10 protein-coding genes are annotated in these 15,810 nt (G+C 44.5%); all 10 read right to left on the bottom strand.

What is annotated here, in order from left to right; translation table 11 throughout:
- Positions 1-233 precede the first annotated feature (233 nt).
- Positions 234-1,679 carry a sulfatase gene (locus KUV50_RS13345; RefSeq protein WP_222580669.1) on the bottom strand — a complete coding sequence of 482 codons (1,446 nt, stop codon included), beginning with the start codon at positions 1,677-1,679 and terminating at the stop codon, positions 234-236.
- A gap of 302 nt (positions 1,680-1,981) precedes the next feature.
- Positions 1,982-3,301 (bottom strand): sulfatase-like hydrolase/transferase, encoded by a 1,320-nt coding sequence (locus tag KUV50_RS13340; protein ID WP_222580668.1) that lies wholly within the window; start codon positions 3,299-3,301, stop codon positions 1,982-1,984.
- A 96-nt stretch (positions 3,302-3,397) separates the two neighbouring features.
- On the bottom strand, positions 3,398-4,399 hold the full coding sequence (locus tag KUV50_RS13335; RefSeq protein ID WP_222580667.1) for a hypothetical protein: 1,002 nt from the start codon (positions 4,397-4,399) through the stop codon (positions 3,398-3,400).
- Between the two features lie 10 nt (positions 4,400-4,409).
- The gene (locus KUV50_RS13330; RefSeq protein ID WP_222580666.1) at positions 4,410-5,750 is read right to left on the bottom strand and encodes a purple acid phosphatase family protein; all 1,341 of its coding nucleotides are present in this window, start codon (positions 5,748-5,750) and stop codon (positions 4,410-4,412) included.
- Positions 5,751-5,978: 228 nt separating this feature from the next.
- Positions 5,979-6,764 (bottom strand): hypothetical protein, encoded by a 786-nt coding sequence (locus KUV50_RS13325; protein WP_222580665.1) that lies wholly within the window; start codon positions 6,762-6,764, stop codon positions 5,979-5,981.
- Positions 6,707-7,351: a hypothetical protein gene (locus KUV50_RS13320; RefSeq protein WP_222580664.1), complete on the bottom strand. Its 645-nt coding sequence runs from the start codon at positions 7,349-7,351 to the stop codon at positions 6,707-6,709. Before KUV50_RS13320 ends, KUV50_RS13325 begins: the two co-directional genes overlap by 58 nt.
- An 82-nt stretch (positions 7,352-7,433) precedes the next feature.
- The gene (locus KUV50_RS13315) at positions 7,434-8,687 is read right to left on the bottom strand and encodes an alginate lyase family protein (protein ID WP_222580663.1); all 1,254 of its coding nucleotides are present in this window, start codon (positions 8,685-8,687) and stop codon (positions 7,434-7,436) included.
- A 152-nt stretch (positions 8,688-8,839) separates the two neighbouring features.
- The gene (locus KUV50_RS13310) at positions 8,840-10,138 is read right to left on the bottom strand and encodes a sulfatase (RefSeq protein WP_222580662.1); all 1,299 of its coding nucleotides are present in this window, start codon (positions 10,136-10,138) and stop codon (positions 8,840-8,842) included.
- Between the two features lie 125 nt (positions 10,139-10,263).
- Positions 10,264-12,030, bottom strand: coding sequence for a RagB/SusD family nutrient uptake outer membrane protein (locus tag KUV50_RS13305; protein ID WP_222580661.1), 1,767 nt, complete (start codon positions 12,028-12,030; stop codon positions 10,264-10,266).
- Positions 12,031-12,059: 29 nt separating this feature from the next.
- Entirely contained in the window at positions 12,060-15,722 is a 3,663-nt protein-coding gene (locus KUV50_RS13300; RefSeq protein WP_222580660.1) for a SusC/RagA family TonB-linked outer membrane protein, read from the bottom strand.
- Positions 15,723-15,810 lie beyond the last annotated feature (88 nt).

Below are 15,810 nucleotides of genomic sequence, written 5' to 3'. Positions count from 1 at the left end.
TGTGCGGTCCTACCTTCATGGTATATCAATCGAACCGAATTATTGGGCCGGGATCAGGAATTCCAGATCATCACCTTCTCGGGCTCCGTTCCACGCTGCGGCATTAATATATGTTGCTCATGCTCTACATAAGCTCTGCTCTTACACAAATGACAAAACGGTCCTGAGTTATATTTCACTGCGTTCAACCTTCAAGCTACCACATGTAAACTTCCAACAAACTTCACAAGGCATCAATTTTCCTCACCATAGCTTATTCCCAAATCATTATCCCGGACCTCAGCCAGTTTATCTTTAAGACGTTGTTGCATTTTTTGCAACACATCCGCATATTGTGGATTATGTGCCAGATTATTGTACTGTTTGGGATCGTGCTCCATATCAAACAGCTCCATGCCTGCACTGGCATCTTCACTGTATTGGATATACGCCCATTTGTCCGTCCGGATCAGAAAAGTCTTTCCACCCTGAGTGACCGAAAATGCGTGATCCCGAACCTCATAGTTGGGATCATCCAATGTCCGTACCAAACTCTTTCCTTGCAAGTGCTCTGAATAATCCAATCCAGCGAGTTCCGCCACCGTAGGATACAGATCAATAAGCTCCGTAAATGAATGGCATACGGCTGGAGCTTTTCCGGGCACCTTAATAATCATGGGAACCCGTGCAGACTCTTCATGAAGACTGACTTTCATCCAAAATCGATGTTCGCCAAGGTGAAAACCATGATCTGAGGTGAATACCACTATAGTATTTTCGTTCAGCCCCTCTTGTTCAAGGGTATTCAAAATTTTTCCTACCTGTGCATCCATAAAAGACACCGATGCATAGTATCCAGCCACTGCTTTTTGCTCCTGTTCAGTGGACATATTGGCATTCACGCTAGTAACATAATTAATACCACGCGGCGGAATATCGTCCCAGTCATCAATAACCATCGGCGGAAGCACCATTTGGTCGTGCGGATAAGGTTCAAAGTATTCCTTTGGAGCCACAAATGGAACATGGGGTCGCACCAACCCAACAGCCAGAAAAAAAGGCTTATCCTTATGTGTCCTAATCAATTCAGATGCTTTCTCAGCCGTTTTTCCATCGGAGTGGACCAGGTCATCTCCTTCCGCTTTGACAATCGTCATCACGTTACCTCCCTTTCGGGGTTTCAGGCCATACGGATTGTTTTGCACCAGTTCTGCTTCTCCTTCCGCTTTCCATTCGGGCCCCGGGTTGTTAAACCGCTCTGTCCATGAAGCTTCATCATCCCTGCCGTTGGATCCGGTTTCGATATCAATGGGAACCCCCATATGGTATATTTTGCTGACACGCGCCGTGTAATATCCATTGTCCTTAAAAAGTTGGGACCAGGACTTCCGGTCCGGACCTACATTTTTACGACCGCTCACATACCCGTAGGTGGTGGTCGCAGTGGGGTAATACCCAAACATCAAAGAAGCCCGGGATGGTCCACAGACGGGATACTGACAATACGTCCTGGTGTACCGGGTTCCTTCCGAGGCGAGTTTATCAATATTGGGCGTCTGGCACGCCGGATTTTCATAACTCGACAAAGCGGTTGCTGTGAGGTCATCCGAGATTATAAAAAGAACGTTGGGTTTCTTGTTCGTTTGGGCGGACAAGAAAGGGGTGAAAAATATCGATACCAATACCAATAAATAGTTCATGGTTTAAAGTTTGAATTTTGATGGCCTTGTTCCCCCGCTAAAGCTTGGGCGACACGCGGACGGCCGTTTGTAGTTTGCCCCAATGAAATCTTCCTTCCCTGAAGTTCAAGGAACGATAAGTTTGAGGTCCTGTGTTTGTATCTTCTGATCATTGCTTTAAGTTCTGCCATAATCCAATTTTCAACCAAAAATCGACTTTTCGGGTTCGCATCCTTTGCCCTATATAATATATTTCCATTCCCATTGCACAGACTCCTATTGGTTTTTCATCTCTACAACTAATGAGCATTGATCTATACCATTTATTTCATGTCCGTTAATATCATCTCAAATTTTTCGATCTTTTTCCGGGCGCCTTCTGGTAGGTCGGATCTGGCCATTGGATTTTTTTCGAGAATGTCGTTTGACAAGTTAAATATTTCTCCATTCTCATACAACTTCCACGTTGTGTCGAACACATACCGCCGTGGTTCGAACTTCCCCCACTGGGGATTGTAATCGCAGAAAATCCACTCCCGCGTCATACCTGCGTCAGAACGTCCCATCAGTTGATCGTAAAAACTGACCCCATCCAGGTTTCTACCCTTCGGTACATCTTCGCCGGCTACTTCCAGGAGCGATGGCAAAAAATCTGTAAAATCAATTAAATTCTTATTGACGCTTTCTTTCGCGATTGTTCCAGGCCACCACGCAATCATCGGAACATGAGTCCCGGCATCTGTGGTGTACCCCTTGTTTCCATGCCACACGTTTCCTTCAAACATGGATGTCACATCCCGGTCTGTCCCATTATCTCCAATGAAAATAATCAAGGTGTTTTCTGCTACCCCCAACTCATTAACCTTCGTTTTCATCCGCCCAACCAATTTGTCCATGTATCTGACTGCCCCATCAAAATAACGGGGATTATTGACTTTAGCTGCAGGATCATACGCATTGAACTCCGGATGGTCCGGCGTAGGAAGAAATGGATCGTGCGTAAGCACCATTGGATAGTATACAAAAAACGGTTGATCCCGGTTTGATTCCATGAATGCCTCGATGTAATCCACAAATAGATCGGGGCCATATTCACCAGGATACGTTTTGAGTCCCTCGGTTTTGGATTCCAGTGTTGGACTTTTGTATCGATATCCCCGATCTTTGATCTGCCAAAGCATATAATCATCAAATCCGGCGTCCTGTGGCAAACTCCCGGTACGGCCACCAGCCAACTTTTGTTGGTGCGCATTGCCATACAATTGCCATTTTCCCACCACTAAATTTTGATACCCGGCCGATTTCAGGTAATGCCCGAAGGTTTTTTCTTCCGGATCAAGAATTCCAAATCCGACATGATTTCTGAAATTGTACTTTCCCGTCATTATTTGGACTCGAGAAGGTGTACATAGCGGGGTGGAGTGACAATGGGTAAAACGCATTCCTTCGGCCGCCAGATGATCCAAATGCGGAGTCTGATATTCCTGGCTTCCATTCGCTCCCAATGTCTCATACCCCAGATCATCCGCCATGATGAGGATGATATTAGGTGGTCTGGATTCTGAAGAGTCAGCTTGAGAATTCTGCGCACTTGCCGAAGATAACAGAAGAACGCCAATGGAAATAATGTAGGACCAGGACATGGGTTAAGTTTTAAACGATGCCTTTAAGATCAACAAAATTTTTTAAATACCAAACACAAACTTAACCTGGAAGATTCGTGTCATTTGATAAACCTATTAATTTTTATACACCCCTATATTAGAAGAGGAATTCACATGTTCGGGGGACGTCAGCAAGATAAACCCGCCATCTTTACGCTGATGCAATCCGGCGCCCCATCTAAAACTGGTTCCCGCTGTGGCCTTAAATTCCTTGGATGCGATCCGGGTCAGTGAAATCGATTTATTAAAGCTATTCTTAGCATTGGTATTATCGAGCAATCCGACCTCAAACTTCACTCTGTATAGGTCAGCTACATTCCGATCATCGTCGTCAATGCCAAACCCCACCAAATACAACCGATCGTTGGCATCGTAAAATAAATTTATGTTTTGATACGGTTTCCAGGGGGAACTTACGCCCTTTATCACGGTGCTGCCTTTCGTTGCCAGGCTCCCAATCTTGTGAAACCCATCTTCCCCGGCATCAAATTGATCACGTGGGCACAGATAAAAATCCAGATTGCGGCTATCCCAATCTGCCACCACGATAAGATAATGTTCTTTTATGGAGGTCATTCCGACAGCACCTGCCGTGGATCTTTCATAAGCGCCCTCTCTGTATATTCTTTGAACGGGTTCAGACCACACTACTTCTTTTTCCAGATCATACACCAGGACCTGTGAGGTGTTTCTTTCTCGATTGTCTTCGATACCAATGGCCAGGTAGTTTTCAAATATTTGGAATCCTCCCGCATGTCGGAAAGGGTCTATCATTAAGGTGTCGGCTGAAATTATTGACGCTTCTTCGTCCAATTTCGCCTGGACGATAAACGCCGTCTGATCTGAACTACCCGAAAGCAGAAGCACTGTTTCTTTCTCAGTGCTATATCGTTGAATTCCTTGTAAATGTCCGCCTTGCTGATCGATATTGATCTGGCCATCCAGCGAAATACGGTGCCCTTGTTCCGGCAGATTAATAAATTCTTTTTCGAAGACAGTGTATGAACACCCAAAGCTCAGACTGGTCAGACCAATACAAATGACAATACGGTACACTATCTGACAAAAAATATTCATACAGGCATTTCTATTTTTTAGACCGAACTGATTTTCCGTCCGGAAAGCGATTTTCAGGTGTCGTCTTAGAAGAGATGTTTTCCACAAATTTATTAAAGGCACCGGGCTGTTTTTTCAAATCAAATGAATCGTATAGTTCGTCAACCACTGTATAGGCCCGGAACTCCAGCAGGTCACCACGGATGGTGACGGTCTGATACATTTGAGTATTGACGGCTGCCCGATCCATCCAGCGGCGCTCCGGGACTACGCCATACATTTTTGGTCCGGCCACAGAAACCAAATAGACAGGCCCCGCCTCTCCTTCAGGCACTGTGATGGTTTTGGTCTGTTTACTGGCACGGGCATATACATGATCGTGCCCCATGAGGACCAGGTCCACCTTGTGCTTTTCCAAAATGGGTTGCCAGGCTGCTCTCAAGTCCGGATAATCGCCGTGGTTTCCATCACGCGCAGTGAACAAAGCGTGATGAAAAGTAACAATGGTCCATTTCTGAGAATGATCCGCTAGTACGGACTGCAACCAGTGTGACTGTCGCTGCATTTCTTGGGCCGAGCTTAAAGCAGCAGTACTGTTTAGCACCACCAACCGCATGTCTTTATAATCCATATAAAATACGCTCTCTTCAAGCCCCCGGGGTCCATTTGAGGGGAGTTCAAATTGCTTTTGCCAATACACGGAAAGTGTTGATTCATCCAATCCCGGCAAATGATCGTATTCATGGTTTCCTGTCACCGGTACGATTGGCATCATCGAAGTTCTATACCCCGAAGCATCAAACCATTCCATCCATTGATCATTACTGTGCCCATCATTTACACAATCACCGGCAAACAGGGCAAATGCGGCATCAGGAGCATGGTCATACGCCGCACGTATTGCTCTTGAGCCCCACGAAAATATATCATTTTGAATATCGCCCAGATAAATAAAAGAAAAATCATCCTCCGATTTTGATGCAGTGGAAAATTGAGTCCAGGCACTCCAATCGCTTTCTTCGCTTCCCACGCGGTAAAGATATTTTGTGCCGCGATCCAGACCGGTAAAAGTAACCGAATAATAATAAGCTTTAGCCCCTTCATTTTCCACGGACTGAACCTTCGCTGGCAGGGTTTTGGCATGTCCTTCACCATATGGTGCGGCCGTCGATTTCATAATCTGAGCCACCGGATCGGGCACCTTTTTCTCGGTACGCCAGGTCACGCTTTGGGTGGTCATGGGATCATCCTCCCAGGTGAGTATGATGTGTTCAGGTACTTGTGATTGGGCCTTTAGGCACTCCGGAATCAGCAACACCCCTCCGGTCAAAATCAGTAAACCAAAAACTATTTGTTCTATTGGGCTTATCATTATCAATCCTCTTAAATGGCATCATTATGCGACGTGAAATAACATCCAAAACTGCCCATATTGCAGCGCAATTCCAAACCAAGCACCTAATATATGAAATCGCTTCCTGACTCTACAGACGATTCCAAAAAAAACACAACATTGTTGGATCCGCGATATCGAAGTTGGATAACAGCCAATACTCTTGTCAAAAAACCTGTGATAGATTACGTTACTCGGAGGTGTCCTTCACTTTTCCCTGGCATCGATGACCGGCGCATTACTCTCAACTTCAACATTGACAGCCCCCGGCAACAGCAGTACTTTTGCTGACGTTTGATTTTCCAATTTAATTTTCGAGGCACTTACGCCTGAACGCTGATAATATGAATAGCCACTTCTGCTTGACAGTTCTATCTTCAAAGAATCAGGAACAAAGGAAGGATTGACAGATTTTATTACCACATGATGTCCAGAACCGTTTATCGCTGCCAGCAATTTGTTCGCCTTCCCGTTTCTGGAGTCCATTATTTCCATTTGAACAAAAGCATTTTCCGCATGACGGTATGGGACACAAAACGCTTCGGAGAATTTAGCATCGGCTCTACAATTGATTAAAGTGTCTTTGTTGCCCACGTTAAACCCCGTTGCGACACAATTTCGCACCTCGCAATTCATAATCTTATCTCCTGAAGAACCTAGTCCTGTACAAATACCCCGTCGCATCTGAAATACCGTGCAATTTTTTATGGTGGTATTTTTAGTCGGATGTCCGCTGTATTCGGGGTATATTCTGATGCCGTCTTCGCTCAGTGATATAATTTCACCGGGTACAATCTTTCCATCTTCTGCTACGGTCACACCTTCAATGTAACCGCCTTTATCGGCATAAAAATCTCTTTCAAAGCCATAACCCGATTTTTCAGCTAGAATTGCATCCGTGGTACACAGCAATCCATCTACATGGCAATCTTCGATTAAGGTGTTTCTTGTAAAAAAATGGCATGTCCCATGGCACGCATGTGTACTTTGCAACCCATCAGCTTTACATTTTTTGCCGGATAACCGATGCGGATACCATTCATTTTGCGCACTACGCCACCACCCAGTCCATACAAACTACCGTACCCCCAGGGGCTTGACCCGGCAGTTCGCACCTCCATGTTTTTCAGTGTAACATCTTCCCCCACAATGTTGACCATTTTATTTTTGCTTTGCCTTCCGGAATGACCACCATAGGTTTCAAGGTACAGTCCTTCCAAAGTAACATTGTTGCCGGAAATTTCGATCGCACTATACATGTTGTTCCCGTCCTCACTTCTTTTGAGATCAGTTCGTCTAAACAACCGGGTATCCACCATAAACCGGCAATTTCTCAAATCGAAATACGAATTGTGTCCGGCAAACTGCATGAATCGGATGCTTTTGGCCTCGTCTATTTGGTAATTGCCGGGTTTTAATTTTACTTCTACACCGTTTTTTTTAGCATAGATTCGCAAGTCAGACAGATTATCAATTTCAATAAGACCTTGTTGGCTCAAAGCTTTGTTTTCCTGAGCCGGTGCAACGATGGCCAGGGTTATCAGGATCAGTAAAAATAACATTTTTAGATTCCTTATCATGATTCATTTCTATGCTGCAAGGCTTTGAGCAATAAGCTATTAACATTTTTTCAGTGTAAACACCACCGTACCGTTTATACCCTCAATAAAAAAACGAGTGAGTCAGACGTCCGAAAAGTGCCAGACGCTGGCCTGCAATATTACTTTTTCCACACGCTTGGATGGAGTGCAATAAAGCGGGATGTTTATAATAGCTGTAGGCCATATACAAAGCATTTCTTCTGCCAGCCGTAAAGCAGTGGGAGCCCAATGGATTATCAATCAAAAAAAGATAAGCACGAAGTAAAGACCCAGACCCATCAGATTCGATGTTTTCATAAAGTGAATTATCGCCTCTTCGATGCAAAAATTCAGCGTGAGCTGTAAGGTGTTCAATATAGGTCATTGAATAATGCGTACCACTCCCTTCAGATGGCAGGTAGTCACCATCTACAGGGTCATTTCCTCTGCGAATTTCTTCAGGAATAGCTCCATTGGGTCGAATTCCCCAGAGAAATGTTTTTGCATCCATTTTCCATTCATCCGAAGTAGATTGCCGTTTTCTTTGCAAATTATTGTGCACCTTGAATGCTTCCTTTGGCGACAACCTCAACCTAGTGGGTTCATATTCTTGAAGTGCCCAATCCGGTTGGTCCATAAGATAATACGCAATGGCCGATGCTGAAAACGATCCGGCCACTCCCCAGTTATTCTTTCGAAAACGACTTGCCCAGGCTACTTTGGGATATTGCACATCCCTCAACCATACCTGGTAGGTCAATTTATCATCTGCAGACCAGCCTTCCCAGCCTTCCAGTAAATCGGCCGCATAAATATAGGGGGTTCCCCCACGAGCCAGATTCAAAATGCCTTGTGCGCCCCAGTGAAATTGAGCTTCTTCTTGATTTCGATATCCAAAAGTATCCGTAAGGTCTAATATAAGCCGCCTGCAATGTTCCGCGTATCCTATATTATTGGTAAGGTGCCACGCAATGGCCAATCCGTATACTAACTTCCCCCCCTGAGAGCTCAGCTGAACAGGATCTCGTGACGATCTTCCAAGAACAACAACTTCACCCGTAAGCGGTGACCAGTTTTTTGACTCCTCCAATACACTATCGATATAACCTAAAAAGTCAATGACATTTGAATAGTGCGGCTCTATCCTGGATTCAGCCTTCATACTGATCTCGTCCAGTTCGTCGACTGAAATCAAAAATCCTTTGGGTTTTACTTCTTCTTTGAAATTTACCGCTTTAAGAAAATTTGATGTTGCTATAAAGAACACCAATACAAAAGAAACATAAAACAAATTTAGAGTTCCCCTTTTATTCCTAAAACTTCTAGAGTTGATCATTTAACCATACCTTATAATTTACCGCATTATATTGTTTGTTCTGATGTCCTTTTAAGCTAATTTAATCATATTATCCGAATAGTTCCCAAGGATATTGAGTATCACATGAGGTTAGTTTTTCTGAAAACAGCAACCCAACCAAGTAAAAAACATTAGTTCACAGAACCAAGGGGCCGTGAATTCTGTTTCATTTCTCTTTTGTGCTCCTTAATCCTTTGTTTCAGATCCTTGACCACCTCCGGATAATCCTTGACCACGTTCCGCTGTTCGTTGGGAGAGACGCTCAAATCATACAGCGCTTCTTCTACGTGGTAATTAAAATTATCTTTTGAATAGTCATAGTTGACATTGTTGTAGTCTCTTCTATTCCCCGCCAGCAGTAATTTCCAATTCCCCACCCGTATCCCTTGCAATTTCTTTAGCCGGTAATAAAAATAAACATCGTAAGGTGATTTGACGGTCTGTTCTTCGAGCAAAGGCAGTATGTTCTTGCCATCAATGACGCGATCTTCCGGAACTGGAGCTCCGACGATTTGAGCGACCGTAGGAAATAAATCCATAATGGTGGCCAATTCATGGTTGACCGTGTTGCCCGGAATTTTTGCCGGCCAATGAAATATAGCCGGAACCCGGTGTCCACCTTCCCAAGTCGTCCCTTTTCCTTCATAGAATGGAATAGACAATCCACCATGGGCACCTTTCTGAAGCCAGGGGCCATTATCAGAAAGAAACACAACAAGCGTATTCTCTTTTAACCCCAGCTCTTCAAGCGTTGTCATTATCTGCCCCGTGCTCCAATCCAGTTCCTCAATCACATCACCGTAAAGTCCGAAGTCTGATTTTCCCCTGAACTGCTCGCTGGCTGCTATCGGAGCGTGCGGCATCGAATGAGGCAGATATAGAAAAAAAGGATTATCCCTATTTTCCGTTATAAACTGTACCGCTTCTTCTGTATAGCGCTTTGTCAATAATGCCTGATCCGGTCCACGCTCGATGACTTCTTCATTGCGCATGATCGGAGTGGCTTTATAAGGTCCTTTGCCGGCCCGTACATTGAGCCCCATATCATTACTAAATGGAATTCCAAAATAGTAATCAAATCCCTGACTTGTAGGTAAAAAAGGCTTTTCATGCCCCAGATGCCATTTTCCTATGATCCCGGTGGCATATCCTTTGTCTTTCAATATTTCAGCGATGGTTATTTCATCTGAACTCAGTCCGGTCTTCGAATCGGGCCAAAACACGGTTGATACCCCCACGCGGTACGCATAGCTCCCGGTCAGGAGTGCAGCTCGGGAGGGAGAGCAAAAATTCTCTGCATAGAAAGATGTAAATCGCATCCCTTCTTCTGCCAATCGATCCAAATGGGGCGTTCTAATTCTCGGCGCCTCATAAACGCCCAGATCAGAATACCCCATATCATCGGTCAAAATCACAATAATATTGGGCATTTCGGATTGTGAAAATCCGTTTTTTCCAATTAAAGTGAAAAGACTTGTCAAAATCAAACACCACGTGAATTTTAGCATAAATGTACTATTAGGACCCTACAGAATCTTCCCTAGGCAACGGGCACTTATCTGACCCAGCCGGGATTCTGCTCCAGGTTGTCGTTCAAGTTAATGTCCTCGATCGGTATGGGATAGTAATAATCTCGATTTTCATCAAACGAACCTCTTTGTGGAAATGGATCAATATTTCCGGAGGTGCCCCCGGTCACACCGGTAATCGGATCCCGTAGCGGACGCTCATTGATATCGATGCGGGCTGTTACTTCGCTGGGAGCGCCTGAATCATCTCCATCATAAATATACACATCAGCCACTCCGTCATTATTAAAATCATGTGCCCCAAGTCCTGAGAAGTAAATCCCAAGCATAGGCTTCTCCACTTTTTCACCTTCCTTCCATCGCATCAGGTCATCCCACCTCAAACCTTCCTGCACCAGTTCAATTCTTCGTTCCCGGCGAATTTCCAGTATAACACCCTTGTTGCCCTCTTGATCTACATTGGGGTACAACGATTCCTGATATGGATCGGGGTTTGCATTAGCGTCTGCCAAAATGAGATGGGGCATTTCGACACGATCTCTCAGTTTGTTTATCGAAATATCAAGATCGTCTTGAGTGAGCGTTCCCAACTCTGCTTTTGCTTCTGCATAAATCAATAAAGCTTCCGCATATCTGAAAATGATTATATCATTTACTGAAGCACCAAATCCCCATTGGTCACGGGTCGGTAAAGCCTTAATTACCCGGTAGCCTGTTCGTGTGATTGACATATCAACAGGTTCCCGGCCGCTCTCTCCATATACCGAATATTCTGGTCCGGCGGTGGTTTGAGTCAACCGGGGATCCCGATTTTGCATTTCATCATAGAATCCCATCGTTTCATACCCCTCTTGATCCGTAAAACGACTCCCATCCGTCATTAGATAACTGTTGATCAAATCTTTAGTCAAGCCCAGGGCTCCCAGCGTAGGAGAGGTTCGCCAATAAGCCAAGTCATGTCTTCTGTCGCTGGGCGTGTACACTGCGGATAAAATGGTTTCGACGTCATCCTGGGTATTCCGAGCAAACAATTCCAGATAAGAAAAATCCTTCCCTCCGGCCGTAAACAAGGTATACGCACCGGAGTCAATCAAGTCCTTAGCTGCTGCCGCTGCAGCTTGTAAAAACTTCTCGTGGTTGCCTAAATTGTGATACTTACGAAAGGTTCCTTCATGAAGTCCGATTCTGGCCTTCAGGATCATCGCAGTATACTTGGTGATGCGATTCAATTTCTTTTCGGCGGGTATATTTTCAATCGCATAATTGATGTCCTCCATTACTTTGTCCATCACAAACTCCCGGGAGTCCCTGGCTTTATATAAGCCCTCATCCCCTACTTCCAATACCATATCGTACCACGGAACATCCCCAAAACGCTTGACTTTTTCAAAATAAAAGTATGCTCTGAAAAAACGGGCAATACCCGAATATTTTGCTTTGGCAGCCTCGTTGTCCACCCGGTGATAGTTCTCCAGTACGAAGTTAATTCTGCGCAGTTGACTCCAAGACCATCCTCCGCTGCCTTTCCGGGTCGGCACTGTACGCGACCCTTTTATCCGACTGGATATCGTCTCCCTTAAAGTATTGTCCGTGCTGGCATCATCATCGTACAAGCCATCTCCGGGCAAAATAGAATACAGGTCATTGACGGCAACCTCGAGATCGTTCGCTGTATTAAAAAACTCATTAAGTTCTACACCATCCTTGGGTGGCCGATTTAAAAAATCGTCCTGACACCCCCAAAAGGAAATGGCCACAAGTGCAAAAATGATTGGTTGTATTAAATTTTTCATTGTATGAGATTTCATTTTATCTTAAATATTTACAAACTGACCTGGATGCCCATCGAAAAGGTCTTCCCCATTGGATATTCTTCGGTATTGGAATTATATCTGGAGTTGGCACTATTGGGATTGGAGTAGCTTATAGATGAACCCACCACTTCCGGATCCATGTATTTGGTCAATCCTCCAAACCGCCAGGTCATAATATTTTCTCCACTAAAGAAAATTCTAAGCTTATTGATCTTCGCAAGTTGCGTGAACTCTTGGGGCAAGGTGTACCCAACGGTCAAGTTCTTTACGCGGAGATATCCGATGTTCGTCAGATAATAATCATTTTGATTGTACAAAGAACGTCCTGAATTCAAGGCAATGTAAGCTCGCTCCTTTTGCGGATAAGTATTGCCAGGATTTTCGGGTGTCCACGTGTTATCCAGAAAATCTTTCCGTATAAAAGAAACATAAGGACGGTGAAAAGTAGCCCAATACATCGGGCCAGATGGATACCAGTCTTGTTTTGCTACGCCTTGTCCCATAATAGAGATACTAAACTGCTTCCATTTTGAGGAAATATTAAACCCAAATGGAAATTTAGGCATCGCATTTCCAATTACAACCAAGTCCCCTGGATCATCGATGGTATTCTTTCCGTTATCAAGTCGGCCATCACCGTTTACATCGACATATTTTACATCTCCTGCCTTTAGGTGATCCCAATCGCTGTTGGACGTTTTGTTGAATATCGAGGAATACACTTTAGCCAAATCAGTGGACACTTTATCAAATTGGGCCTGATACTGTGCAGCTTCTTCATCTGACTGGAACTGGCCATCAATGCGATATCCCCACATCTCACCCAAGACCTGTCCTTCTCTAAAGCTACTGAGCAGCCCATTGGGATTGTCAAACTTCGTAATGACGCCTTTGAAGTTCGAGACGTTTCCACTTACGTTAAATGTAAGTTTCGAACCCATAACATCAAAACTGCCATTGTATCCCAGGCTAAATTCAAAGCCCCGGTTTCGTAACGCAGCATAATTTTTCTTGGGTTCTGAAGCGCCAAATACGGCAGGTAAAGGTTCACCTGGAAGATACATATCCGTGGTGTTTCTTTCATATAAATCAATGGATGCGGTCAGTTTGTAATCAAAAAACCCAAAATCAACACCCACATTGGACGAGGTGACCTTTTCCCACCCGATATTTTGCGGTAACGGCGACGGCACCCGTGCATAGTTGAGTTTCTGACCATTCTCTAACCAGGTCGTCCGTCCCAATCCAATCAGTTGTCTAAAGGTATTGACACCTACGTTCTGATTGCCCAACCGACCATATGAACCCCGCAACTTAAACAGCGGTATAATATCGGAAAGACCAGACCAGAAATTCTCTTCATCCATTTTCCAGGCTACACCTACAGATGGGAAGATTCCCCAACGACTTCCATCCGGAAAACGAGATGACCCATCATACCGAGCATTGATCTCCAGTAAATACTTATCTGCAAAGTCATAGTTAAATCGTCCGAAATATCCCTGAATCGCCCAGTCAAGCGAAGAACCATCAATATTATACAATTCAGTACCTAATGCCAGATTCGCTTTTTCTCTGACCAGCAGGCCTTCCGATTGGGTTGTTGTTCTGTCGCGGGTAAATTGTTCCTGGTTGTATCCCATCATCAATTTGAAATGATGATCTTGAGCTACGTCATACGAATAAGAGCCAAATAAATTCAATGCACTGTACTGATCCTTCCATCTCCATTCGCCCAGTCGATTGAGTCCTCCCGTCTGAAGTTTAAGCCGGTTCCCGGACAAAAATTCAAAGGGTGCATATCTAAAGGATCTGTCTGTTCGTGATATATTGTTGCTATAATCAAAGTTTAGTTCAAGCCGGTCAATTGGAGTCAACTTAGCGCGTAGGGTGTTCGTAAGATTCTCATAATTCCATCTGCGCCAGGTGTTTCCAGCCAGCAATGAACCAATCCGACCTACATAGCCAGAGCCTGTTCTACCCACACTGACACCAATACCATCGATGGTTGGTGGAAAAATTGGAAATTGATCGCGCCATCTACTTACACCGTACACATCGCCCCATCCGTTCTTAGTTCCCCCATATTCTTCATCAAATTTATTGCTAAACTTGCTTTTTCCGGACAACTCCAACCACTCATAGGGTTTAAAATTCAATGCAAAGTTGAGATTGTATCTATTCATCTGTGCATCCTGAATATTTTGAATTTTCTCCCGTTTATAAATCCGTCCCGAAAAATATCCGTTCATTTTATTGGATCCACCAGAGATGGCAATATTGTGCATATTCGCAGGTTGCCACTTCTTGAACATGTAATCATAAAAATCCGTTTTGTAATAAAACTTATGTTTTCCATTGGGCTGCTTTTCGTGGTACGGCTCAATCTCACCAGCTGCTACTTTTTTGATAATCTCCCAATCCTCATCGTTGTACCCGGTATAACTGGCTCCATTGTATGCACCAATTGCTGCATCAATGGCCTGGGCGTATACATATGGGTCCGTTACAAAGTCCGTCCTGGTCGTTTGGGTGGTATAGCTGAAGTTGTTGGAATAGTCCACTTTGAATTCACCTTCCCGACCGCTCTTCGTCGTGATCAAAACCACTCCAAACGAACCCCGGGCTCCGTATATCGCAGCAGCTTCTGCATCTTTTAACACGGTGACCGTCTCGATATCATTCGGATTGACGTGTGAGATATCTTCTTCGATACCATCCACCAAAATTAACGGAGATCCTCCGTTGATGGAATTAAATCCACGTATGTTTATAGACGGTGTCTTCGACGGATCCCCGCCGGCAGATGACTTTATGTTCAGTCCCGGCACAGCACCCTGCAAAGATTGAGCAATATTGGCAGCGGGTCTTGTGGAAATATCTTCTACTCTCACCTCACTTACCGATCCGACCAGATTCTTTCTTTTCTGCGTGCCATACCCTACTACCACCACTTCATCAAGCAACTGTGAATCCGACCGAAGGGTGATCATGACCGTCGATTTTCCGGCTACCGGTATTTCCTGGGTCTGATACCCCACATACGAAACCACCAATACCGCATTCTCATCGATATCATCAAAAGTAAAATTCCCATCAAAATCGGTGGATGTTCCTTTATTTGTTCCCTTTACCTGAATGTTGACACCGATCAAGGGCTCGCCGCTGTCGTCGACCACCGTTCCTGAGATACCAAACACGATCCGATTTTTATAGGTCTCCGATGCGGACAATGTGGACAACCGGGCCACTGGACGGACTTCACGGTTTTGAGCCGTTTCTCTTTCGTCCACAAAACCCTGAACCAACCCAATCATTTCTTTGAGTGACTCGATCCCCTGATCATTATTCTCAAAGACCACCACAAAACGCTCATCAAAGATGCGATATCCCAGATTTGTATTTTCCAACACATATTCCAGTGCTTCTTCCAGCGAGGTATGCTTGCCTGCTTCATAGTCCACTGTAATATTGGTCGCTATAGACCGGTCATAATTAAAATAGACCTGATACTTCTGACCAATTTCATGAAGCGCTTCTTCCAGCTCTATTCGATCCACTGGCTCTGCCAGGGAAGCGTGTGCCAATGGTAACTGGCACACCATACACACCAGGCTCCATAGTAATAGCCTGATGAATTGTTTTTCTTTGGTAAATGTTAGTACCTTCATGATTTAATTCGCATTTTCATATGTTAATTAATTTTAATTACAGAAAGGGGAATTGGATCGCGGCAAAAAGATCTGTCAAAAAACTTGC

Origin of the sequence: Membranihabitans marinus (genome assembly GCF_019802045.1) — a bacterium.
Taxonomy (GTDB): domain Bacteria; phylum Bacteroidota; class Bacteroidia; order Chitinophagales; family Saprospiraceae; genus Membranihabitans; species Membranihabitans marinus_A.
The sequence above is the reverse complement of the archived record's forward strand: the minus strand, read 5'-3'. Positions and strand labels throughout refer to the sequence as shown.

Coding starts and splice junctions, on each gene's coding strand:
- KUV50_RS13335 (WP_222580667.1), bottom strand. CDS start 4,399: ATGAATATTTTTTGTCAGATAGTGTACCGTATTGTCATTTGTATTGGT.
- KUV50_RS13300 (WP_222580660.1), bottom strand. CDS start 15,722: ATGAAGGTACTAACATTTACCAAAGAAAAACAATTCATCAGGCTATTA.
- KUV50_RS13345 (WP_222580669.1), bottom strand. CDS start 1,679: ATGAACTATTTATTGGTATTGGTATCGATATTTTTCACCCCTTTCTTG.
- KUV50_RS13340 (WP_222580668.1), bottom strand. CDS start 3,301: ATGTCCTGGTCCTACATTATTTCCATTGGCGTTCTTCTGTTATCTTCG.
- KUV50_RS13305 (WP_222580661.1), bottom strand. CDS start 12,030: ATGAAAAATTTAATACAACCAATCATTTTTGCACTTGTGGCCATTTCC.
- KUV50_RS13315 (WP_222580663.1), bottom strand. CDS start 8,687: ATGATCAACTCTAGAAGTTTTAGGAATAAAAGGGGAACTCTAAATTTG.
- KUV50_RS13320 (WP_222580664.1), bottom strand. CDS start 7,351: ATGATAAGGAATCTAAAAATGTTATTTTTACTGATCCTGATAACCCTG.
- KUV50_RS13310 (WP_222580662.1), bottom strand. CDS start 10,138: ATGCCCAATATTATTGTGATTTTGACCGATGATATGGGGTATTCTGAT.
- KUV50_RS13330 (WP_222580666.1), bottom strand. CDS start 5,750: ATGATAAGCCCAATAGAACAAATAGTTTTTGGTTTACTGATTTTGACC.